We start from the raw sequence: 22,433 nt of genomic DNA, 5'->3' as shown, positions 1-22,433 counted from the left end.
CTGCGCGCGCGTCATCAACCGGCTCGCCGACCATGTCGAGAACGACACGCCGCAGGCGCCCGCCGAGGACATCGCGGCGCTGCGCCAGGCCGGCGCCGGCGCGCTGGCCGACGCGCTGCAGCAGGCGCAACCCTTGCTGGAAGGCAGCGGCCCGGCGCGGCCCGACGCCTTTCCCGCCCTGCCGCCGGCCCGTCCACGCACGCCCTGGCGGGTGCTGGCGCGCACCTACCGGCCGGGGCCCACCACCGTGCGCTACCTGGTGCGGCTGGGCCTGTGCCTGATCGTCGCCGAGGCGGTGGCGCGCGCCGTGGCGCTGCCGCGCTCGTACTGGGTGCCGCTGATCGTGGTGGTGGTGTTCAAGCCCAACTTCGGCTCGGTCTTCGCCCGCGCGCTGCAAAGCTGCGCCGGCAGCGTGGTGGGCGTGGCGATCAGCGCCACGGTGCTGGCGCTGGACCGCAGCGGCATCGCCAGCCTGCTCACGGTGACCGTGCTGGCGGCCCTGCTGCCGTGGTCGATCCGCCGCAACTACGGCCTGTTCTCGGCGATCCTGCTGCCCATCCTGATGCTGCTGATCGGCGCGCTGCAACCCGGCAGCTGGCCGATCGCGCTGGCGCGGCTGGAGGACGTGGCGGTGGCCGCCGCCATCGTGCTGGCGGTCGGCTACCTGCCGTGGATGCGGATCGAGCGCCACAACCTGGACCAGGCGGTGGCCACCGCCATCGAAACCCTGGCCGCTTACCTGAACACCGTGTTCCAGGCCGACTCCACGGCCCGCCACGACCTGCGCACCCAGGCCTACGCGCGCCTGTCCGACCTGCGCATCGCCTTGCAGCGCGGCCTGTCGGAACCGCGCCTGGTGAGCCGCCGGGCGCTGGCCTGGTGGCCGGTCGAGGTGGCCCTGGAACGGGTCGCCAACGCGATCTCCGACAGCGCCTGGTCGCTGCCCGCCGGCCAGCCGGCGCCCGAACCGGCGGCGCTGGCGCGGCTGGCCGACGCGCTGCACGCCATGGCGCAGGCCGTGACCCAGGGCGCGGCGGTCAGCGCCACGTCCATCGCCACGGACGCCCCCGCGCTGCGCGAAGCCGCCGGCGCCATCGAAGCGCTGCGCGCCACGCTCGCCGGACCGGGCTTCGCCGCCGAACCCGGCCGCGCCCGCCCGCCGTCCCACACCATCCAACCGGACTGAACCATGTGCCTCGCCGTCCTCGCCCTGCATACCGTGCCGGGCATTCCCGTCCTGATCGCCGCCAACCGCGATGAATTCCACGCCCGGCCGACGTTGCCGGCGGCGCAATGGGCCGACGCCGCCGACGTATACGGCGGCCGCGACGGCCTGGCCGGCGGCACCTGGATGGGCGCGACCCGCGACGGCCGCTACGCGCTGGTCACGAATTTCCGCGAACCCGGCCGCCAGATCGCCGATGCGCCCTCGCGCGGCGCGCTGGTCGAGGACTTCCTGCGCGGCCACGCGCCGGCCGCCGAGTACATCGCCGCCGCGCATGCCGCCGGCCAGGCGTACAACGGTTTCAACCTGATCGTCGGCGATGCCCGCGGCGCCTGGTACGCCAGCAACCGCGACGGCGCCCCGCGGCGCCTGGCGTCGGGCGTCTACGCGCTGTCGAACCACCTGCTGGACACGCCCTGGCCCAAGCTGGCGCGCACCAAAGCCGCCTTCGAACGCGTATTGGCGCGCGGCCCCCAGCCCGACCTGCCCGCGCTGTTCCAGGCGCTGGCCGACCGCAGCCCGGCCGATGACGCCGATCTGCCGGCCACCGGCCTGCCGCCGGATCGCGAAAAACTATTGAGCAGCCCCTTCATCGTCAGTCCGAACTATGGCACCCGCAGCTCCACCGTGCTGGCGCTGTGCGACGACGGCAGCGGCCAATTGACCGAAAAGCGTTTTGCCCCCGACGGCGGCGCCAGCGGCGAAAGCGTGCTGGCATTCGCCTGGCGTGATCGTGGCGCGAGCGATACGCTTGGATAGTCCGCCCCCCGCGACGACGGACAGCCGGCGGCGAACTCGCCGCCGGCATGCCGGTCGAATTTCTTGCGTGATCATCCCTTCAAGGAGAATTGCATGAACAAGCGCATCGAACGTTGCACCCTGGCCGCCGCCATGACCGTGGGCACCCTGGCCCTCGCCGGCTTCCTGACCGCCGCCCAGGCCGCCCTGCCCGCCGTCCAGCACCAGGGCAGCGTGCAATACGTCAGCGGCGGCATCGGCCTGGACGAATCCGAAGCCATGAAGGCCGCCGCCAAGGACTACCCCCTGTCGCTGACCTTCGCCGCCCAGCGCGATGGCAAGGCCGACTATGTCGCCAACGTCGCCGTCGTCATCCAGGATGGCCACGGCAAACAGGTGCTGCACGCCGAAGCCCAGGGCCCCTACATGCTGGTCAAGCTGCCCGCCGGCAGCTACAAGGTCTCGGCCACCTACAACGGCAAGGCGCAGGAACGCGAGGTCAACGTGCAGAACAGCGGCACCGCGCGCGCCGTGTTCGAGTGGAAGTGAATCGACGCTGATGGCCATGCGGCCTGGCCGGGCGCGCGGGGCGCCCCGGACCCGGCATGGCCCCCGCAAGCGGGCTACACGCCCGCGAACAGGATGGCGATGATGAAGCCCACGCTGATCGCCCAGACCAGCGAACGCAGCGCGCCCCAGCCCGCCAGGTACATCGCCAGGTAGCCCAGGCGCACGCCCAGCCAGCAGGCCATCAGCGTGGCCACGTGCAGGGGCGCCGCCTGGTTGTAGAGCGCGAACAGCACCGCCGCGTAGAAGAACGGCAGCGCCTCGAACGTGTTGGCCTGCGCCGCGTTGGCGCGCGCGCGCCAGCCTTCCTGCCGCGCCAGCCAGGCGCGCGGATCGTTGTTGTCGAACTTCTTGCCGCCGGCCTTGGCGACGATCGTGCAGACGAACGGCAGGATCGCCGCCGCCAACATCAACCATGCGATCAATTTCATTGCTGCTCCTTGCGCGGAACGTGCTCCTTCCCGCCACCGGGCGGGAAACGCCGCTGCGGCATGGTCGCCTGAAAGCGCGGAAATGAAAAGCGGCCGACGGCGGCCGCGCAATCCGGCGCTTACACTTGCGCCTTTGGGCGCCTCCCGCGAACGCGATGCCGGTGACGCGCCGCCCGTTGTCTCGCAGGAAGAACCATGCCCCTCGCCTCTCCCGGCTCCCTGATGTTCCTGGCCGCCGCCCTGCTGTGGCCGCCGGCCACGCGCCGCTGGGCGCTGTTGCCGCTGGCGGCCGCCTACGCCTGGGCCTGGACGCAAGGCGGCCTCGAGCCCCTGGCGCTGGCCTGGCCCGCGTTGCTGGCGCTGGCCGCCGTGCTGGTTCGACCCGCCATGGCGCCGGCCGCCCGCGCCGCCGGCCATGCGCTGTTCGTGATCCTGGCGGTGCTGCTGTTCCTGCACTGGCTGCCCGGCTTCCACAATCCGCTGGTGATTCCGCGCGCCGCGCTGACGCCCGACGCCGTGCCCTTCGGCATGTACCTGAACCTGGACAAGCCGCTGGTGGCGTTCTGGGTGCTGCTGGCCGCCGCGCCCGCGATGGCCGGCGCCAACGCGCGCGCCACGCTCACCGCGGCGCTGGCCGCGTGCGCGGGCGCCATCGTGGCCTGCCTCGGGCTGGGGCTGGCGCTACAGGTGGTGGGGTGGACGCCGAAATGGCCCGACTCGGGCTGGCTCTGGCTGATCAATAACGCGTTGCTGGTGACGCTGGCCGAGGAAGCATTGTTCCGCGGCTATGTGCAGCAGCGGCTGGCGCGGTGCTGGCGCGACCGCCCCTGGGGCCCCAGCGCGGCGCTGCTGATCGCCGCGCTGCTGTTCGGGCTGGCGCATTACGCCGGCGGCTGGCAATGGATGCTGCTGGCCGGCATCGCCGGCGTGGCCTACGGGCTGGCCTATCGCCATGGCGGCCTGGCGGCCGCGGTGCTGGCCCATCTGGGCCTGAACGCGGCGCACTACGGGTTGTTCACCTACCCGATGCGCGCCGCGCTGCATTGATGCGCCCACGCCATTGCCGACCCGTTGCGGGCGGCAATGGCGCGGCGCTTCAGGCCGTCGCCAGGGCCGGATAGTCGGTGTAGCCGACCGCGCCCGCGGCGTAGAAGGTCGACGAATCCGGCGCGTTCAGCGGCGCCTTCAGGGCGAAACGCTGCGCCAGGTCGGGATTGGCGATGTACTGCACGCCGAACGCCACCGCATCGGCGCGGCCCGCGGCAATCGCCGCCTCGGCCGATTCGCGCGTGAAGCCTTCGTTGGCGATGTACACGCCGCCGAACGATTCCTTGAGCTGAGGGCCCAGGCTGTCGGCGCCTTCGTGTTCCCGCGCGCACAGGAACGCCAGGCCGCGGCGGCGCGCCGCGCGCGCCACATAGTTGAAGGTCGTGGCCGGATCCGAATCGCCCATCGTATGGGCATCGCCGCGCGGCGACAGATGCAGGCCGACCCGGCCCGCGCCCCACACGCTGACGCTGGCGTCCACCACTTCCAGCATCAGGCGGGCGCGCGCTTCGAGCGAGCCGCCGTAGCCGTCGGTGCGGTGGTTGGTGCTGTCCTGCAGGAACTGGTCCAGCAGATAGCCGTTGGCGCCGTGCACTTCGACGCCGTCGAAACCGGCTTCCTGCGCCAGCTGCGCGCCGCGGCGGTAGGCCTCGACGATGCCCGGGATCTCATCGGTCTCGAGCGCGCGCGGCACCACATAGCCGCGCTTGGGGCGCACGTGGCTGACATGGCCGCCGGCCGCGATCGCGCTCGGCGCCACCGGCAGTTCGCCATTCAGGAACACCGGATCCGAAATGCGGCCCACGTGCCACAGCTGCGCAAAGATGCGGCCGCCGGCCTCGTGCACCGCCGACGTCACCTTGCGCCAGCCCTTGACCTGCTCCTGCGACCACAGCCCCGGCGTGTCGGCATACCCCACGCCCTGCGGCGTCACCGAGGTGGCCTCGGTCAGGATCAGCCCGGCGCCGGCGCGCTGGACGTAATACTCGACCATCAGGTCGTTCGGCACCCGGCCTTCGCTGGCGCGCTGGCGCGTCAACGGGGCCATGATGATGCGGTTGGGCAGGGTCAGTTCCCCCACTTGCAAGGGTTCGAACAGCAGGCTCATAACAATCCTCGTGCCCGGCGGGCGGGCTTGGGTAGCGGCGGCAGGCTACATGTCTTGATTCAATTGCAGCAGGAACGCGGCAATCACGGGTTCATTGCGACGGAAGAACACCCACTGCCCCACCTTGGTGGCCGAAATCAGCCCCGCGCGCTGCAGCACCGCGAGGTGCGAAGACACGGTGGACTGCGACAGCCCGCAGCGCCCATCGATATGGCCCGCGCACACCCCGTGTTCGAAGGTATGGCCCGGACGCTCCTCGAAGTGCGCCTGCGGCGTCTTCAACCACCCCAAAATCTCGCGGCGCACGGGATTGGCCAACGCCTTGAGAATGGCGTCGACATCGATCTCCGTGGTGGCCTCGACGGCGGTGGCAGCAGTGGTCGTCATATTGAAATATCGCAATTTATCGAATCTTATATCGAGACATCCCGATATATCGTTATACCCCTGCCGGCCGAGGGGCCTTCCTTGGAATCGACTCCGCACCCGGACCCGCCCCCAATAACCGGCCGTCCGTTACCGGCCGTCCGCAGCCACCGACAGCCCGTCCAGGCAGACCGTCACTCCCCCTGCACCCGCCCCCGCAACCGCTTCACCTCGCCATGCAGCACCTTGCGCTGCACCCGCCGCCGCTGCGACGCCCGCGTCGGCTTCGTCGCCCGCCGCGGCTTCTCCACCTTCGCCGCCGCGCGCACCATGTTCACCAGCCGCTCGATCGCCTCCGCCCGGTTCTTGTCCTGGCTGCGGAACGACTGCGACTTGATGACGATCACCCCCTCCTTGGAAATGCGATGGTCGCTCATCGCGCACAACGCATCCTTGATGTCGGCCGGCAACGACGACGCCCGCACATCGAACCGCAGATGCACCGCGCTCGACACCTTGTTGACGTTCTGCCCGCCCGCGCCCTGCGCCCGGATCATCGAGAACTCAATCTCGCGCTCGTCAATATGGAGAGAATCTTGAACATGAAACATAGCGCGAGAGTATATAAGCCTTCGCCAGGCCCAACGCCTCTCCGCGCATGCGCCGCGCAGGCGCGCCAGCGCACACCGCCCCAACGCCCCAATTCGCGTATGCCTTGAACGGCCGCCCGCGCGGCCGTTCAAGGCGGGCCCCGCAAGCCTCTCCAGAACCCCGAAGCCCAGCAGCGCCACGCACCCAGGCATTCGCAGCCCTGGGCGCGGGCGGGTCGGGAGGCGGGCAACCTCGATGCGCCCGAGGGAATCTGAAGGAACAGCCGAAGGCTGTGACGAAGATGACGAAGGGGCAGTCCGGAGCGAACGCTCCGGACCGCAATCGTGGGCGCCCGCCTCCCGACCCGCCCGCGCCCAGGGCGACCTACGAAGCACCAGACGCGCCCCCCCGGCAACGCCCCGCGGAAATCCCCCGCCAGCCCCCACAAAGGAGAAAAAGCCCACGACATCAAGGACATCCCAGCCCCCCGCAACCAAGACCGACTAAAATAATGCGCTTTTGCCCCTCCCTGGCGCACCACCAAGCGCCACGCCCCCATGACCTACACCGCCAAAGAAATCTTCAAAACCCTGCAAGGCGAAGGCGCCCACGCAGGCCGCGCGGCGGTCTTCTGCCGGTTCGCAGGCTGTAATCTCTGGACCGGCCGCGAAAGCGACCGCGCCAGCGCCGCCTGCACCTTCTGCGACACCGACTTCATCGGCACCGACGGCGACGGCGGCGGCAAATTCGCCACCCCCGACCTGCTCGCCGACGCCATCGAAGCCGCCTGGGGCCCCGACACCGCCAACCGCTACATCGTCTTCACCGGCGGCGAACCCCTGCTGCAACTGGACGAAGCCCTCCTGGCCGTCGTCCACGCCCGCGGCTTCACCGTCGCCATCGAAACCAACGGCACCGTCCAGCCGCCTCCCGGCATCGACTGGATCTGCGTCAGCCCCAAAGGCACCGCCCCCGTCGTCATCGAACGCGGCAACGAACTCAAGCTGGTCTACCCCCAGGCCAACGCCCTGCCTCCGCGCTTCGAACACCTGGACTTCGAACACTTCTTCCTGCAACCCATGGATGGCCCCGCCCGCCTGGCCAACACCGAACAGGCCGTCCAGTACTGCATGCAGCACCCGCAATGGCGCCTGAGCCTGCAGACCCATAAATACATAGGCATTCCATGATTTCCGTGACCCGCAGGCTTGAATTCGACGCCGGCCACCGCATTCCCGATCACCGCAGCCAGTGCCGCAACATGCATGGCCACCGCTACGTGCTCGAAATCACCCTGACCGGCGACATCGTCCAGGCCCCCGGCGAATCCGACAACGGCATGCTGATGGACTTCGCCGACATCAAGCGCATCGCCAAGACCCACGTCGTCGACGTCTGGGACCACGCCTTCCTGGTGTACGAGGGCGACACCGCCGTGCGCGGCTTCCTCGACTCGATGCCCGGCCACAAGACCGTGGTGCTGGACCGCATCCCGACCGCCGAGAACCTGGCCGCCATCATCTTCGGGATCCTGGCGCCGCACTATCACGGCCACTACGGCGCCGACCTGCGCCTGACGCGCGTGCGCCTGTACGAAACGCCCAATTGCTGGGCTGACTGCAACGGCTGATCGCCCAGGGCGGCCGGCCTGGCCGCCCGCAAGCCGATGCGACAGCATGCGCTTGCCGCCCCGTCTTTCCACCCACGGAAAGCCCGCCCCTGATTTTCCCGATTGAAAAAATCAATGGAGATCTTCGCCATTTTCAATTAATAGTAAGCTAATAGATAGGATACAATCGATTCCTATGGACACCCCCACCGACTCCCAACTCATGGCCACCACCGCCAACCTGATGGTGCTGTCGCGCGCCTACCGCGGCGCCGCCGACAAGGCCCTGGCCGACTACGGCCTGTCGCAAGCCACCGCCTGGCCCGTGATCCTGGCCGGCCGGCTGGGCGACGGCGTGCGCCAGGGCGCGCTGGCCGAAGCGCTGGGGGTCGAGGGCCCGTCGCTGGTGCGCGTGCTCGACCAGCTGGTCGCCGCCGGCCTGATGGAACGCCGCGAAGACCCGCACGACCGCCGCGCCAAGACCCTGCACCTGACCGAGGCCGGCCACGCCCTGCGCAAGCAGGTCGAGGACGTGCTGGTGGAACTGCGCCGGCGCCTGTTCGACGGCGTCAGCGAAGCCGACCTGCAGGCCTGCCTGCGCGTGTTCGATTCGCTCAAGGCCGCGCTGGGCCGCGGCGCCGCCGGCGCGCAAGAGGACCCGCGGCCATGAAACTGCCCAACGTCCGCGAGACGATCTTCTCCCTCAAGAGCTACCTGAGCGCCATCATGGCGCTCTATCTTTCGTACAGCATCGGCCTGCCGCGCCCGTTCTGGGCCATGACCACCGCCTACATCGTGGCCCAGCCCTGGTCCGGCGCGGTGCGCTCCAAGGCGCTGTACCGCCTGGTCGGCACCTTCTGCGGCTCGGCCATGACCGTCTACATGGTGCCGCGCCTGTCCAATTCGCCCGTCGTCATGACCGCCGCCATGGTGGCCTGGGTCGGCGTCTGCCTGTACCTGTCGGTGCTGGACCGCACGCCGCGCTCGTATCTCTTCATGCTGGCCGGCTACACCGCCGCCATGATCGGCTTTCCCAGCGTCACCGATCCGTCGCTGGTGTTCGACACCGCGCTGGCGCGGGTCGAGGAAATCAGCCTGGGCATCGTCTGCGCCACACTGGTCCACAGCATCGTGCTGCCCCGCGGCCTGGCGCCCGCCCTGACGCTGCAGCTGGACAAGGCGGTGCGCGACGCCAAGCTCTGGATCCACGACACCCTGAGCGGCAAGACCGCCGAACAGAAAGACCGCGACCGCCGCGAGCTGGCCAACGACATCACCCAGCTGCGCCTGCTGTCGACCCACGTGCCGTTCGACACCGGCAACCTGCGCTGGACCGCCGGCGCGGTGCGCGCCATGCAGGACCAGATCGCCGCGCTCACGCCCGCCGTGTCCGCGGTCGAGGACCGCATGCGCGCCCTGCAGGCCAACGGCCAGACGCTGCCCGAACCGGTCTCGCAAGTGCTGGCCGACATCTCCGAATGGATCAACGCCGGCGCCAAGGCCACCCATGAAACCGCCGTGCAGTTGCGCGCCGCCGTGGCGCGCCTGACGCCCGCCATCGACAGCCATTCCGGCTGGCGCGACGCGCTGCTGGCCAGCCTCATGACGCGGCTGCGCGAGCTGATCGACACCTACGACGAATGCCTGGCGCTGCGCCGCGAAATCCGCGCCGGACTGGCCGGCGCCCCGCTGCGCGCGCCGCGCGCCGCCACCAGCACGCCCAATCGCGCGCTGCACCGCGACCGCGGCATGGCGCTGCTGTCGGCCGCCGCCGCCGGCGTCGCCATCTCGGCCGTCTGCCTGTTCTGGATCGGCACGGCCTGGAGCAACGGCGCCACCGCCGCCATGATGGCCGCCATCTTTAGCTGCTTCTTCGCCTCGCAGGACAACCCGGTGCCGGGCATCATGCAGTTCCTGACCTACACGGTGTATTCGATCCCGCTGTCGGCGCTGTACCTCCTGGGCATCATGCCGGCCATCCATTCGTTCGAGATGCTGGCGCTGGCGATGCTGCCCACCGCCTTCGTGCTGGGCATCTTCATCGCGCGGCCGGCCTCCACCGGCAAGGCCATGGCGGTGCTGTTCGGCTTCCTGGGCACCATGGCGCTGCAAGACACCCACACCGCCGACCTGGTGTCGTTCATCGACACCCAGGTGGCGCAGTGCATGGGCGTGGCCACCGCCGCGATCATCGCCGCCATCTTCCGCACCGTCAGCGCCGACTGGAGCGCGCGCCGCATCCAGGCCGCCAACTGGAACGAACTGGCCACGCTGGCCAGCTCGCCGCGCGCCCCGGCCCGCCACACCTATGCCGCCCGCATGCTCGACCGCATCGGCCTGCTGCAACCGCGCCTGGCCATGGCCAAGCGGCCCGACGACCTGGTCGCCGCCGATGCGCTCAAGGACCTGCGCGTGGGCCGCGACATCACCGAACTGCAACGCGCCCGCCGCCACCTGCCCATGGCCGACGCCACCATCGCGCCGGTGCTCGACAGCCTGGCGCGCTTCTTCCGTCAACGCTCGGCCTGGCGCGGCGGCGACAAAGCGCCGGAAATGCTGGCGCAGATCGACCGGGCCCTGGCCAGCGTCAGCGCCACGCCCGGCACCGTCGCCGCGCGCGACCGCGCCGTGGTGGCCCTGGTGGGCCTGCGCCGCGCCTTCTTCCCCGACGCGGCCGATTACCAACCCGCCCATCCCACGCTGGAAACACCATGATCGGCGAATTCAACCTCTACGGCATTTATTTCCCCTGGCTGCTGGTGCTGGGCGTGGTCACCCTGGGCGTGGCCTGGGCCGTGCGCCGCGTGCTGGCACGCGCCGGGCTGTACCGCCTGGTGTGGCACCCGGCGCTGTTCGACCTGGCGCTGTTCATCGTGCTGCTGTATGGCGTCTCCCTGATTTCCCCTTACTTTCTGCAGAGATAGGTATGAAACTCCCCAATGCCCTGCGCCCCGCCGCCATCGGCAAATTCGCGGTGACCGCCGCCGTGGTCGCGGCCGCCGTCTACGCCGGCTGGCAGCTGTGGGTGCACTATGAAGTCGAGCCCTGGACCCGCGATGGCCGCGTCAAGGCCTACGTGGTGCAGGTGGCGCCGGACGTGTCCGGCCTGGTGACCGCCGTGCCGGTGCACGACAACCAGGACGTCAAGGCCGGCGACGTGCTGTTCGAGATCGACCGCGCGCGCTTCCAGCTGGCCTACGACCAGGCCGAAGCGTCCGTGCGCTCGCAACAGGTGGCGCGCGAACAGGCGCTGCGCGACGCCAAGCGCAACCGCTCGCTCGGCCAGCTGGTGGCCGCCGAAGCGCTGGAACAGAGCCAGACCAAGTTGCAGCAGACCGAGGCCGCGCTGGCCCAGGCCGAGGTGCAATTGAACACCGCCCGCCTGAACCTGGAACGCAGCCGCGTGCTGGCCGTGACCGATGGCCGCGTCACCAACCTCGACCTGCGGGCTGGCTCGTACGCCAGCGCCGGGCGCGGCGTGATGGCGCTGGTCGACGCCAGCTCGTTCTACGTCGAAGGCTATTTCGAGGAAACCAAGCTGCCCGGCATCCACGAAGGCGCCCCCGTGACCGTGACGCTGATGGGTGACAACCGCCAGATCCGCGGCCACGTCGAGAGCATCGCGCTGGGCATCGCCGACCGCGACCGCAGCACCGGCGCCAACCTGCTGCCCAACGTCAACCCGACCTTCAACTGGGTGCGCCTGGCGCAGCGCATCCCGGTGCGCGTGAAGATCGACGAAGTCCCCACCGGCGTGCGCCTGGTGGCCGGCCAGACCGCCACCGTCGCGGTCGGCGCCGCCGCCGCGCCCGCACAGACGCAGACCGACGCGCGCCAACCGTCCTGAACACGCCTTTTTTGCAAACCCGCAATCTCCTAGACAACGCCAAGCCGTAATCGCCATGAACACCAGATTCTTCCTGCCGCTGATGCTGTCCGCCGCATTGGCCGGATGCGCCGCCGTGGGCCCTGACTACCAGGTGCCCGCCGGATCGGCCGCCACCCGGCCAAGCGCGCAGGCGCCGTTCGCCGAGGCGCGGGAAGGCGTGTTCCAGCGCGACCAGGTGCCCGGCCACTGGTGGCGGCTGTACAACGATCCGGTGCTGGACGGCCTGGTGGAAAAGGCCCTGGCGGCCAACACCGACCTGCGCGTGGCCAGCGCCAATCTCGAACGGGCCCAGGCCGCCGTGCGCGAAACCCAGGCGCAGCAGCAGCCCAGCCTGGGCGTGAACGCCTCGCCCACCTTCGGCCACGTCTCCGGCATCCAGGAACTGGCGCCCGGCATCGACCCGCCCAACCGCTGGTCGTACTCGGCCGGCGCCAGCATGTCGTATCAGCTGGACCTGTTCGGCCAGATCCGGCGCGCCGTGGAAGCGGCCGGCGCCGATGCGCAGTCGGCGCAGGCGGCGTACGACGCCACCCGCGTCACGGTCGCGGCCGAGACCACCCGCGCCTACGCCAACCTGTGTTCGGCCGGCATGCAGCTGGCCTCGGCCGAACACTCGGTCAAGGTGCAGCAGGAATCGCTGGATGCCGTCAGCCGGCTGCAACGCGCCGGCCGCGGCACCGCGCTCGACGTCACCCGCGCCCGCAGCCAGCTGGAGCAGCTGCGTGCCAACCTGCCGCCGTTCCAGGCGCAGCAGCGCACCGCGCTGTACCGCCTGGCCGCGCTGACCGGCCAGACCCCGGCCGAGATCCCGACCACGCTGCTGCAATGCGCCGCCGCGCCGCAACTGAGCCAGACGATTCCGGTGGGCGATGGCGCCGCGCTGCTGCGCCGCCGTCCCGACATCCGCCAGGCCGAACGCACGCTGGCCGCCGCCACCGCGCGCATCGGCGTGGCCACGGCCGACCTGTATCCCAAGATCACGCTGGGCCTGTCCGGCGCCTCGGGCGGCCCGGCCGCCATGTTCGGCGACCGCGGCACCTTCAGCTGGAGCGTCGGGCCGCTGATCTCCTGGACGCTGCCCAACACCGGCGCGGTGCAGGCGCGCATCGCCGAGGCCGAGGCCAACACCAAGGCCGCCGTGGCGCGCTTTGACGCCTCGGTGCTGAACGCGCTGCGCGAAACCGAGAGCGCGCTGGTGGTGTATGCGCGCCAGCTCGACCGCCAGGCCGCGCTGCAGGCCGCGCGCGACCAGGCGGCGCAGGCCGCGTCGCAGGCGCGCCAGCTGTTCCAGTACGGCAAGACCGACTACCTGACGGTGCTCGACGCCGAACGCACGCTGGCCAGCAGCGAAAGCGCGCTGGCCGCCGGCCAGGCCGAACTCAGCAACGACCAGATCGCCGTGTTCCTGGCGCTGGGCGGCGGCTGGGAAAAGTAGACGCGGCGGGCCGCCCGGCCCGTCCATCGAGACCGCGCGCCGCCCGCCCTGGCGGCGCCGACAAGGCCGTCCCCGCCTGGCCGGCTTGCCGGCACGGCGGCGTCGCGGTTACTCGACGCGGTTGCCTGACGCGGTAACCGCAGCCGCTTCGCCGGCCTCTCCTTAGCCACCGCACGGTCATCGCGCCGCGCTCGCCGCGCGTGATCGTTCACGCCCCGTTGCACGCCGCAGCGCAGGACCTGTCGCAAGACCCTCCGCAAGCCCCCCGCAGGCCTCCGCGCCTGCGCGCGCCCGGCGGACGGCGCCACCAGCCGACCCGGCCCGGCCCGCCTTATCCCTCTTTCTCGCCCTGTCCCGCACCGATTGCTCCACCCGGCTTCTCCCTCCTAGCCCGCTCGCCCTGTGCCACCCGGCCTTTCTTCATATAGTTTCCACAATATGGAGACAACATTGCGAATCCGAGCCGCCGCCTCTTAGAATCGGCTGCATATCATTATTCAAACCTATACAGAGACAAGTCGATTTCACTCGGAAGTTCGCAACCCGAAGGAAATCCGACCAAACATCCATAATATGGAAAACCAGATTCACACCGAGGCTGCCCGCATCCTCGACAGCATCACCAAGCTGGCCCCCACGGACGCCGGCCGCGTGGTGATCGCCGGTTCGCACGGCGGCAGCTACGCCGCCTATTGCGCCGCCCGAGGCCGGGTGCGCGCGGTGGTCTTGAACGACGCCGGCGTGGGCTGGCAGCAGGCCGGCATCGCCGGCCTGGACGAACTGCAGCAATGGGGCGTGGCCGCCGCCACCGCCGACTACCGCAGCTGCCGCATCGGCGACGGCGCCGACATGGCGCGCCACGGCATCATCAGCCACGTCAACGGCCTGGCCCATGCGCTCGGCTGCCGTCCCGGCATGGCCGTGGCGCAGGCCGCGCGGCGGCTGGCCGATGCCGACATGGCGCCGACCTGGCCGGCGCCGCGCCACGAGGCCCGCGCGGTCCTGGCCACGGCCGCCGACGGCACGCCGCGGGTGATCGGCGCCGACTCGGTCTCGCTGCTGGAGGCGGACGACGACGGCCGCATCGCCGTCACCGCCTCGCACGGCGAACGGCTGGCGGGCCTGGCCACCGACGGCGTGCGCCCCCGCCCCTGGCTGGTGACCTTCAACGACGCCGGCATCGGCAAGGACAGCGCCGGCATCGGCCGCCTGCCGCTACTGCAGCAGCGCGGCATCGCGGCGCTGACCGTGTCGGCCCACAGCGCCCGCATCGGCGACGCGCGCTCCTGCTACGAGGACGGCGTGGTGTCGTGCGCCAACGCCCGCGCCCGCGAACTCGGCTGCCGCATCGGCGCCCCCCTGAAATCCTTTATCGACGCCCTGCTGGCCGGGCGCGCAACCCACCTGGAGCATTCCCCGCATGTCGGAAACCCTTGAAATCACCGGCGGCGAAGCCATCGCCCGCATGTTCGCGGCGCATGACGTCGGCCTGATGTTCGGCATGGGCGGCTTCCAGCTGCTGCCGTTCTACGACGCGGTGCGACGCCTGAAACTGAACCACAACCTGATCAACGACGAACGCTGCGCGGTGTTCGCCGCCGACGCCTACACCAAGGTCAGCGGCCGCCCCGCCGTGTGCGACGCCACCCTCGGCCCCGGCGCCACCAACCTGGTCACCGGCCTGGCCGAGGCCTACAACGCCGGCACCGCCATGGTGGCGCTGGTGGGCGACTCGCACCGCATGCATTCGTGGAAGAACATGACGCAGGAAGCGCGCCAGCTGGAAGTGCTGCGCCCGGTGGTCAAGGACGTGCTGCGGGTCGAGAAGATCGAGCGCATTCCCGAACTGGTGCGGCGCGCCTTCGCGGTCGCCACCAGCGGCCGGCCCGGCCCGGTGGTGCTGGACGTGCCCGAGGACATCGCGCATGAAGTCCACGCGTTCGACGCCGACGCCTTCCACGCCAGCGCCACCTACCGCCGCGCGCCCGCCCTGCGCTGCCGCCCCGACGCCGACGCCCTGGCGCAGGCCGCCGCCATGCTGGCCGGCGCCGCCCGTCCGCTGATGCTGTGCGGCGGCGGCGTGCACATCAGCGAGGCCGCCGAGGCGGTGCAGGCCTTCGCCCGGCGCTACAACATCCCGGTCGCCCACACCATGAGCGGCAAGGGCGCCATCGCCTGCGACGATCCGCTGAACGCGGGCCTGTTCGGCCGCTACAGCCGCATCGCCAACGACCTGATCGCCAAGTCCGACTGCCTGTTCGTGGTCGGCTGCAAGCTGGGCGAAGTGGCCACGCGCCGCTATGACCTGCTGGCCACCGGCGCGCCCATCATCCACCTGGACATCGTGGCCGAGGAATTCGACCGCACCACCACGCCGACGCTGCGGCTGTGGGGCGACGCCCGCGCCACACTGGCCGAGCTGGACCAGTCCCTGGCCGCCCGGCCCGACGACGGCGCCGCCCGCCGGGAAAGCTACGCCGCCGAAGTCGGCCAGGCCATGCATACCTGGCGCGAATCGGTGCACGCCAAGCTGACCTCGGCCGACCGGCCCATCGGCATGGCGCGCCTGATGCACGAGATCAACGCCAGCCTGCCCGAGGACGGCGTGCTGGTGGCCGACGGCGGCTTCGCCGCGCACTGGGGCGGCCTGCTGTTCGACACCAAGCGCGCCGGGCGCGGCTTCGTGCCGGACCGCGGCTTCGCGTCGATCGGCTACGGCATCCCCGGCGCCATCGGCGCGGCCGCGGCGGCGCCCGGGCGGCAGGTGATCAGCCTGACCGGCGACGGCGGCTGCAACATGTCGCTGGGCGAACTGGAAACCGCCGTGCGCATGGGCCTGGCCTTCACCCTGGTGGTGGTCAACAATGCCGCCTCGGGCTATATCAAGGCCTTGCAGCACCTGATGTACGGCAGCGGCAGCTACCAGTCGTCGGACCTGGCCGAGACCAACTACGCCAACGTGGCGCGCGCGCTGGGCTGCAACGGCATCCGGGTGGAGGACCCGGCCGAGATCCCGGCCGCGCTGGCCGCCGCCTATGCCTGCAAGGACCGCCCCACCGTGCTGGACGTGGTGGTGACGCGCGACCCCGCGCACATGCTGCCCGGCGTCGACAGCCGCGCCGCCAAGATCAAGCCGGGCGACCGCATCGCCTGAGCCTGAATAACAACACAGACATACCAAGCGAGGAGACAACCCATGAAGATCCGTACCTGGCTGACCGCGGCGGCCGCCGCCCTGGCCACCGTGCTGGCGCCGTCCGCCGGCGCCCAGAGCAACTATCCCGACCGTCCGATCCGCCTGATCGTGCCCTTCCCGCCCGGCGGCACCTCGGACGTGGTCGGCCGCATCTTCGCCGAAGCGCTGGGCAAGCAGATCGGCCAGGCGGTGGTGGTCGAGAACCGCGGCGGCGCCGGCGGCACGGTCGGCTCGCGCGCGGTGGCCAGCGCCACGCCCGACGGCTACACGCTGCTGCTGGGCACGTCCAGCACCAACGGCACCAACTCGGCGGTCTACAAGAACCTGCCGTACGACGCGGTCAAGGACTTCACCCCGGTCACGCAGATCATCCGCGTGCCGGGCGTGATCGTGGTCAACAAGGACTTCCCGGCCAAGGACTACGCGTCCTTCGTGGCGCTGGTCAAGGGCGCGCCGGGCAAGTATTCGTATGCCTCGTCGGGCAACGGCGGCGCCACCCACATGGCGATGGAGTACTACAAGTCGCTGTCGGGCCTGGACATGATGCACGTGCCGTACCGCGGCACCGGCCCGGCGCTCAACGACGTCATCGCCGGCCAGGTGCCGATCCTGTGGGACACGGCGGCCTCGTCGATGGCGCACATCCAGTCGGGCAGCCTGCGCGCCATCGTGGTGGCCGCGCGCAAGCGCCTGCCGCAACTGCCCGACGTGCCCACCTTCGCCGAAGTCGGCCTGCCGACGTATGACGCCGAGATGTGGAACGGCCTGCTGGCCCCGGCCGGCCTGCCCGCGCCGATCCTGGCCAAGCTGGGCGAGGCCTCGCGCCGCGCGCTGGCCGACCCCGAGGTGCAGGCCAAGTATGCCGGCGTGGGCGCCTACGTGGTGGCCGACCAGCCGGAGGCCTTCGCCGCCATGATCAAGGAAGACGTGGCCAAGTGGAAGAAGGTGGCCGAGTTCGCGCACATCTCGGTGGACTGACATGGGCCAGCGCATGCAAGGCAAGACCGCGCTGGTGTTCGGCGCGGGTTCGTCCGGACCGGGCTGGAGCAACGGCCGCGCCGCCGCCGCGCTCTATGCCCGCGAAGGCGCGCACGTGTTCGCGGTCGACCTGCGCGCCGATTCGGCCGAGGAAACCCGCCGCATCATCGCCGAGGAAGGCGGCCGCTGCACCGCGCTGGCGGCCGACGTGACCGACAGCGCGCAGATCCTGGCGGCGGTGCAGGCCACGCTGGCCGAGGCCGGCCGCATCGATGTGCTGCACAACAACGTCGGCATCACCGAGATGGGCGACCCGATCGAGGCCAGCGAAGAAAGCTGGCACCGCGTCATGGACACCAACCTGACCGGCGTGTTCCTGACCTGCAAGCACGTGCTGCCGGCCATGCTGGCCCAGGGCGGCGGCAGCATCGTCAACATCTCGTCGCTGGCCTCGATCCAGGTCAACACCTATCCGTACACCTCGTACTACGCCGCCAAGGCCGGACTGAACCACCTGACCCGCGCCCTGGCGGTGCGCTACGCGCCCGACAACATCCGCGTCAACGCGGTGCTGCCGGGCGTGATGGACACGCCGCTGATCTACACCCAGATCGCGGGCCAGTTCGAGGATGTCGAGGAAATGCGCCGGCGCCGCAACGCCGCCAGCCCGATGGGCCGCATGGGCGACGCCTGGGACGTGGCGCACGCGGCGCTGTTCCTGGCCAGCGACGAAGCGAAATACATCACCGGCGTGTGCCTGCCGGTGGACGGCGGCAAGTCCTGCGCGGGGCGATAGCCGGCGTAGCAGGCCGGCCAGCGGGACGCCAGGACGCGCCGCCTGCCGGCCATCTCCCGATCGGTCCGATGCTTGTGTCGGATTGCCCGGATCCGAGACGCGCGCGGTCGCGCCGCGCGTCAGGCCGGGCGCGGCGCCAGCTCCGCGCCCAGTTCCGTGGCGGCGCGCTGCAGCGCCGCCACCACCTCCTGCAAACGCGCGCCCGACAAGCGCGAGCGGATCGCGGCCACGCTGAGCGCGGCCACCACGTGCTGCTCGCGGTCGTACACCGGCACGCCCACCCCCAGCATGTCCGGAATGATGCGGCCCGGGTTCAGCGCATAGCCTTGTTTGCGGGCGGCGGCGATATCCTCGCGCAGCATCGCGGTGGACGGCAGGTCCGGCGCGGCCGAGGCGTCGTAGCGCGCCAGCACCCGCTCGATGTCGTCGTTGGGCAGGAACGCCAGCAGCGCCAGGCTGCCCGCCCCCACGCCCAGCGGCCGGCGGTGGCCGACCTCCAGCGTCAGGATCTTGATGGGGAAATCGCCCGTCTTGCGGTCGACGCAGACCGCCTCGTGGCCCGACCGCACCGACAGGAAGCTGGTGTCGCCGGTGGACTCGGCCAGCCGCAGCACAGCCGATTCGGCGATCGCCTTGATGCCGTGGCGGCTTTCCGCCGCCAGCCCCAGGATGTACGACTCGCGCCCCAGGCTGTAGGTCTTGAGCTTGGGGTTGAGGGCCAGAAAGCCCTCTTGCAGCAGGGCCGACAGCATGCGGTGCGCGGTCGGCGGCGTCAGGCCCAGGTCGCGCGCCACGTCGGTCAGGCCGACGCCGCGCGCGGGCGCGGCGCCCACGTACTTGAGGATGCGCAGCACCCGGAAGATGCTCTGCGCGCCGCCGACCGGATCGGCGTCGCGGGCGGCGGCGGAGGATTTGGCGGGACTCATCGGCGCGGCGTCAGTGCACCGTGGTGCCGTCCGGCGGCGACTGGTTCAGGCCCAGCGCCGCTTCCCAGCTGCGCAGCGGCACGCAGGTCTGCAGCCGCTCGATGGCGCGCTGGATCAGCGCCGGGTGCAGCTCGTGGCCGACCTGCGAGGCCACGTCGATGGTGGCGTCGCCATGCAGCTCGTCCAGCCGCGCCTGCGCCGCCTGGATGTGCGCCACCGGCATGATGCCGTCGGCCGCGCCGTGCAACAGGTGCAGCGTGGTGTACTGCGGCGCGGCCTTGGGCAATTGCGCATAGCGGCCCGAAAAGGCGATCACGCGGCCGGCCATGCCGTCATGCGCCTGCACCAGTTCGAGCGCCATGATGGCGCCCTGCGAGAAGCCGGCCAGCGCGGTGTCGGACTGCAGCAGGCCAAAGCGCGCCTGGGCCTGCTTCACGTAGGCCTCCAGCGGCGGCAGGGCCCGGGCCACCCGTTCGGGGCGGTTTTCCTCGGTGACGCCGCGCACCGAGAACCATTGCCGGCCGGCGCCGCCGCCGTCGAACGGCTCGAAACCCTCGGGGATCAGGATCGCCGCGGCGGGGAACGCGGCGCGCACGGCCTGGGCCAGCGGCAGCAGGTTGTCGGGCGCGCCGCCGACGCCGTGCAGCAGGATGAACAACTGGCGCACCTCGGCGCCCGGTTCGGGCAGCAGTTCGATCGCGCGGGAAGAAGAGGACGAATCTGGGGAAGAAGCAGCCATGCAACGGCTCCGTTCGGGCACTGGATGGCCCCATTGTAAAATGCCCGTCACACGCAATCCTAGGCAAGGCGCCCCCCGGGCTGGCTACTGCCCCCGGTGTCCACCAGGCGCTGACGGGCGTTCGTGGCCGGCGCAGCGCTTTGCATCAACCTGTGCATTCCATGAAAACACCGACGACAGATTCGGGAACCCCTCCGGCCGGCAAGAACCAGTTGCACCGCGTGCTCAAGGCGCGCCACCTGACCATGATAGCCCTGGGCGGCGCCATCGGCACCGGCCTGTTCATCGCCTCGGGCGCGGCCATCGCCCAGGCCGGCCCGGGCGGCGCGCTCACGGTCTACCTGCTGATCGGCCTGATGGTCTATTTCATCATGACCAGCCTGGGCGAACTGGCCACCTTCATGCCCGTCTCGGGCTCGTTCTGCACCTACGCCTCGCGCTACGTGGACGGCGGCTTCGGCTTCGCGCTGGGCTGGAACTTCTGGCTCAGCTGGGCCACAGTGGTGGCGGTGGACGTGGTCGCCGCCCAGCTGGTGATGGCGTACTGGTTCCCCGACACCCCCGGCTGGATCTGGAGCGTGGTCTTCCTAGCGCTGACCTTCGGCCTGAACGCCTTCTCGGCGCGCAGCTTCGGCGAGGCCGAATACTGGTTTGCCATCATCAAGGTAGTGGCGGTGCTGTGCTTCATCGTGCTGGGCGTGGCCATGCTGGTCGGCATCATCCACAGCGACGCGCCGGTCGGCCTGCGCAACTGGACGGTGGGCGACGCGCCCTTCGTCGGCAACGCCGCCACCTGGGTCGGGGTGGCCATGGTGGTGGCCTATTCATTCCAGGGCACCGAGCTGGTCGGCGTGGCCGCCGGCGAATCCGAGAACCCGCGCCGCAACGTGCCGCGCGCCATCAACCACGTGTTCTGGCGCATCCTGCTGTTCTACGTGCTGGCGATCCTGATCATCGGCCTGCTGATCCCCTATACCGACCCGCAGCTGCTGCGCAACGAAGTCGAGGACATCGCCGTCAGCCCGTTCACGCTGGTGTTCCAGCACGCCGGGCTGCTGTCGGCGGCCACCGTGATGAACGCGGTGATCCTGACCTCGGTGCTGTCGGCCGGCAATTCGGGCATGTACGCCGCCACGCGGATGCTGTTCAACATGGCGGTCGAGGGCCAGGCGCCGGCCGTGTTCAAGCGCCTGACCGGCAACGGCGTGCCGCTGTACGCGCTGCTGGCCACCACCGCGCTGGCCTGCCTGTGCATGTTCAGCGTGGTCTACAGCCCCAAGGCGGTCTACATCTGGCTGCTGAATTTCGCCGGCATGACCGAGTTCATCGTCTGGCTCAGTATCGCCGTCAGCCACTACCGCTTCCGCCAGGGCTATATAAAGCACGGCTACGACACCGCCAACCTGCCCTACAAGGCCGGGCTGTTCCCGTTCGGCCCGCTGTTCGCCTTCGTGCTGTGCCTGCTGGTCACGCTGGGCCAGAACTACCAGGCTTTCCTGGACGAGCGCATCGACTGGATCGGGGTGGTCTCGACCTACCTGGCGATCCCGCTGTTCCTGGCGTTCTGGATCGGCCACCGGCTGGTGAAAAAGTCGCGCTGGATCCGCTACGAGGACATGCAGTTCTACGGTTTCGAGGCCGACCGCGCCGCCGGCGTGGGCCAGGACGCGCCGGTGGCCGCCGGGCAGGCCGCGCGGACCTGACGCGATACCGGGCCGTCCCGCGCGACGGCCCGGCCCGTTCCAGCATGCCGGGCAGTCCGGGCGCGCGGCGCGGCACCGCCCGGCGTCCCGCCGCCACGGCCAGACTCCGCGGAAACGGGGGATTTCCGCCCCTCGCCCCCCTCTCCATGGCAGTGCAATCCCGGGATACATCCGGTGCCTTCCGGGTCGGGTAAAATACTGTATATTCATACAGCAATCAGCGATTTCGGCCAGGCGCTTCCCCGCCCGGCCGTATCGCCGCCCACCGCGTCTTCACCCAGGAAAACCGGGTCGTCCACCCGCCATGCCGTCGCCAGAACAGATCCATCCCGCGTTGTGGCGCGCCACCCAGTTGGCGCGCGGCGCCGCCCGCAGCCTGCCCACCGGCCACGCCGCCCTGTCGGCCGAGCTGCCGGACGGCGGCTGGCCGCTGGGGTCGCTGATCGAGCTGCTGGCGCCGCAACCCGGCATCGGTGAAATCCGCCTGCTGCGCCCGGCCCTGGCGCAGCTCGAAACGCGCCGCCCCATCGCCCTGGTGCAGCCGCCGCACGCGCCGCACATCGCCAGCTGGATGAGCTGGCGGCTCGACCCGCGCCAGCTGCTCTGGGTCGCCCCCGAAAAGCCCCTGGACGCCCTGTGGGCCGCCGAGCAGATCCTGAAGAACGGCAGCTGCGGCGCCCTGCTCTGCTGGCTGCCGCACGTGCGCCCCGAATCGCTGCGCCGGCTGCACCTGGCGGCCCAGGCCAGCGACCTGCTGTTCGTCGCCCTGCGTCCGGCCAGCGCCGCGCAGCACGCCACTCCCGCCCCGTTGCGCCTGGCGCTCGCGCCCGCGCCGGGCGGGCTGTCCGTCCATATCCTCAAGCGCCGGGGACCGGTCTGCGAGGCCCCGCTGTACGTGGGCCTGGAGCCCGGCGTCCTGGCGCCCACCCGCCATGCGCCTCTGGATCGCCGCCTGCCTGCGCTGCCTGCCGCTGGACGCCCTGCGCCCGCACTGGCCGCTTGAGGCGCAGGCCTGCGCGGTCCTCGACCAGGAACGCGTCGCCGCCCTCACGCCCGCCGCGCGCCAGGCCGGCGTGCGCCCGGGCATGC

General features: G+C 70.6%; 23 protein-coding genes. 17 read left to right on the top strand and 6 right to left on the bottom strand.

The genetic code is table 11. The features are described 5' to 3' along the window. From H0523_RS28115 to H0523_RS28105, 3 genes are all read left to right on the top strand, one after another. Positions 1-1,186 (top strand): FUSC family protein (locus H0523_RS28115; RefSeq protein WP_180180222.1); only part of this gene is annotated, 1,186 nt, incomplete at its 5' end. Positions 1,187-1,189: 3 nt separating this feature from the next. Beyond that, positions 1,190-1,984: an NRDE family protein gene (locus tag H0523_RS28110; RefSeq protein ID WP_054431292.1), complete on the top strand. Its 795-nt coding sequence runs from the start codon at positions 1,190-1,192 to the stop codon at positions 1,982-1,984. Between the two features lie 93 nt (positions 1,985-2,077). Continuing rightward, positions 2,078-2,512, top strand: a complete 435-nt coding sequence (locus H0523_RS28105; protein ID WP_054431291.1) for a carboxypeptidase-like regulatory domain-containing protein — start codon at positions 2,078-2,080, stop codon at positions 2,510-2,512. A gap of 74 nt (positions 2,513-2,586) precedes the next feature. Here H0523_RS28105 and H0523_RS28100 read toward each other — a convergent pair whose 3' ends face one another. Next, positions 2,587-2,961, bottom strand: a complete 375-nt coding sequence (locus H0523_RS28100) for an MAPEG family protein (protein WP_054431290.1) — start codon at positions 2,959-2,961, stop codon at positions 2,587-2,589. 195 nt (positions 2,962-3,156) lie between these two features. On the opposite strand from H0523_RS28100, the gene H0523_RS28095 reads away from it, so the two are divergent. After that, on the top strand, positions 3,157-4,008 hold the full coding sequence (locus H0523_RS28095) for a CPBP family intramembrane glutamic endopeptidase (protein ID WP_054431289.1): 852 nt from the start codon (positions 3,157-3,159) through the stop codon (positions 4,006-4,008). Positions 4,009-4,057: 49 nt separating this feature from the next. Here the strand turns inward: H0523_RS28095 and H0523_RS28090 are convergent, their stop codons facing one another. From H0523_RS28090 to arfB, 3 genes are all read right to left on the bottom strand, one after another. Continuing rightward, positions 4,058-5,116: an alkene reductase gene (locus H0523_RS28090; RefSeq protein WP_054431288.1), complete on the bottom strand. Its 1,059-nt coding sequence runs from the start codon at positions 5,114-5,116 to the stop codon at positions 4,058-4,060. A gap of 45 nt (positions 5,117-5,161) precedes the next feature. After that, positions 5,162-5,503, bottom strand: a complete 342-nt coding sequence (locus H0523_RS28085; RefSeq protein ID WP_054431287.1) for an ArsR/SmtB family transcription factor — start codon at positions 5,501-5,503, stop codon at positions 5,162-5,164. 173 nt (positions 5,504-5,676) lie between these two features. Beyond that, a complete protein-coding gene (arfB, locus tag H0523_RS28080; protein WP_054431286.1) occupies positions 5,677-6,093 on the bottom strand; it encodes an alternative ribosome rescue aminoacyl-tRNA hydrolase ArfB in 417 nt (138 codons plus the stop codon). A gap of 537 nt (positions 6,094-6,630) precedes the next feature. Between arfB and queE the strand changes: the two genes are divergently transcribed. From queE to H0523_RS28025, 11 genes are all read left to right on the top strand, one after another. Further along, positions 6,631-7,263 (top strand): 7-carboxy-7-deazaguanine synthase, encoded by a 633-nt coding sequence (gene queE, locus H0523_RS28075; protein WP_054431285.1) that lies wholly within the window; start codon positions 6,631-6,633, stop codon positions 7,261-7,263. Next, positions 7,260-7,703 (top strand): 6-carboxytetrahydropterin synthase QueD, encoded by a 444-nt coding sequence (queD, locus tag H0523_RS28070; RefSeq protein WP_054431284.1) that lies wholly within the window; start codon positions 7,260-7,262, stop codon positions 7,701-7,703. Before queE ends, queD begins: the two co-directional genes overlap by 4 nt. A 175-nt stretch (positions 7,704-7,878) precedes the next feature. Next, on the top strand, positions 7,879-8,352 hold the full coding sequence (locus H0523_RS28065) for a MarR family winged helix-turn-helix transcriptional regulator (RefSeq protein ID WP_054431283.1): 474 nt from the start codon (positions 7,879-7,881) through the stop codon (positions 8,350-8,352). Continuing rightward, complete coding sequence (locus tag H0523_RS28060; protein ID WP_054431282.1) at positions 8,349-10,397, top strand: FUSC family protein; 2,049 nt, start codon at positions 8,349-8,351, stop codon at positions 10,395-10,397. The genes H0523_RS28065 and H0523_RS28060 overlap by 4 nt, the downstream gene beginning before the upstream one ends. Beyond that, entirely contained in the window at positions 10,394-10,606 is a 213-nt protein-coding gene (locus H0523_RS28055) for a DUF1656 domain-containing protein (RefSeq protein WP_020927916.1), read from the top strand. Before H0523_RS28060 ends, H0523_RS28055 begins: the two co-directional genes overlap by 4 nt. 2 nt (positions 10,607-10,608) lie before the next feature. Further along, positions 10,609-11,529, top strand: a complete 921-nt coding sequence (locus tag H0523_RS28050) for an efflux RND transporter periplasmic adaptor subunit (protein ID WP_054431281.1) — start codon at positions 10,609-10,611, stop codon at positions 11,527-11,529. A 55-nt stretch (positions 11,530-11,584) separates the two neighbouring features. Beyond that, on the top strand, positions 11,585-13,006 hold the full coding sequence (locus H0523_RS28045; protein ID WP_054431280.1) for an efflux transporter outer membrane subunit: 1,422 nt from the start codon (positions 11,585-11,587) through the stop codon (positions 13,004-13,006). Positions 13,007-13,579: 573 nt separating this feature from the next. Continuing rightward, entirely contained in the window at positions 13,580-14,443 is an 864-nt protein-coding gene (locus H0523_RS28040) for a hypothetical protein (protein ID WP_054431279.1), read from the top strand. Beyond that, positions 14,427-16,160 carry a thiamine pyrophosphate-binding protein gene (locus tag H0523_RS28035; RefSeq protein ID WP_054431278.1) on the top strand — a complete coding sequence of 578 codons (1,734 nt, stop codon included), beginning with the start codon at positions 14,427-14,429 and terminating at the stop codon, positions 16,158-16,160. The genes H0523_RS28040 and H0523_RS28035 overlap by 17 nt, the downstream gene beginning before the upstream one ends. Before the next feature lie 42 nt (positions 16,161-16,202). Then, the gene (locus tag H0523_RS28030; RefSeq protein WP_054431277.1) at positions 16,203-17,180 is read left to right on the top strand and encodes a Bug family tripartite tricarboxylate transporter substrate binding protein; all 978 of its coding nucleotides are present in this window, start codon (positions 16,203-16,205) and stop codon (positions 17,178-17,180) included. Position 17,181: 1 nt separating this feature from the next. Beyond that, positions 17,182-17,976, top strand: a complete 795-nt coding sequence (locus tag H0523_RS28025) for an SDR family NAD(P)-dependent oxidoreductase (protein WP_054431276.1) — start codon at positions 17,182-17,184, stop codon at positions 17,974-17,976. A 119-nt stretch (positions 17,977-18,095) separates the two neighbouring features. Here H0523_RS28025 and H0523_RS28020 read toward each other — a convergent pair whose 3' ends face one another. Both H0523_RS28020 and ypfH read right to left on the bottom strand, forming a co-directional pair. Continuing rightward, entirely contained in the window at positions 18,096-18,902 is an 807-nt protein-coding gene (locus H0523_RS28020; RefSeq protein ID WP_054431275.1) for an IclR family transcriptional regulator, read from the bottom strand. A gap of 10 nt (positions 18,903-18,912) precedes the next feature. Next, a complete protein-coding gene (gene ypfH / locus H0523_RS28015; protein ID WP_054431274.1) occupies positions 18,913-19,641 on the bottom strand; it encodes an esterase in 729 nt (242 codons plus the stop codon). 161 nt (positions 19,642-19,802) lie between these two features. On the opposite strand from ypfH, the gene H0523_RS28010 reads away from it, so the two are divergent. Further along, positions 19,803-21,344: an amino acid permease gene (locus H0523_RS28010; RefSeq protein WP_054431273.1), complete on the top strand. Its 1,542-nt coding sequence runs from the start codon at positions 19,803-19,805 to the stop codon at positions 21,342-21,344. 304 nt (positions 21,345-21,648) lie between these two features. Further along, positions 21,649-22,347, top strand: coding sequence for a translesion DNA synthesis-associated protein ImuA (gene imuA / locus H0523_RS28005; protein ID WP_049073385.1), 699 nt, complete (start codon positions 21,649-21,651; stop codon positions 22,345-22,347). Positions 22,348-22,433: the final 86 nt, after the last annotated feature.

The organism is Achromobacter insuavis (genome assembly GCF_902859645.1).
Taxonomy (GTDB): domain Bacteria; phylum Pseudomonadota; class Gammaproteobacteria; order Burkholderiales; family Burkholderiaceae_B; genus Achromobacter; species Achromobacter insuavis.
The sequence above is the reverse complement of the archived record's forward strand: the minus strand, read 5'-3'. Positions and strand labels throughout refer to the sequence as shown.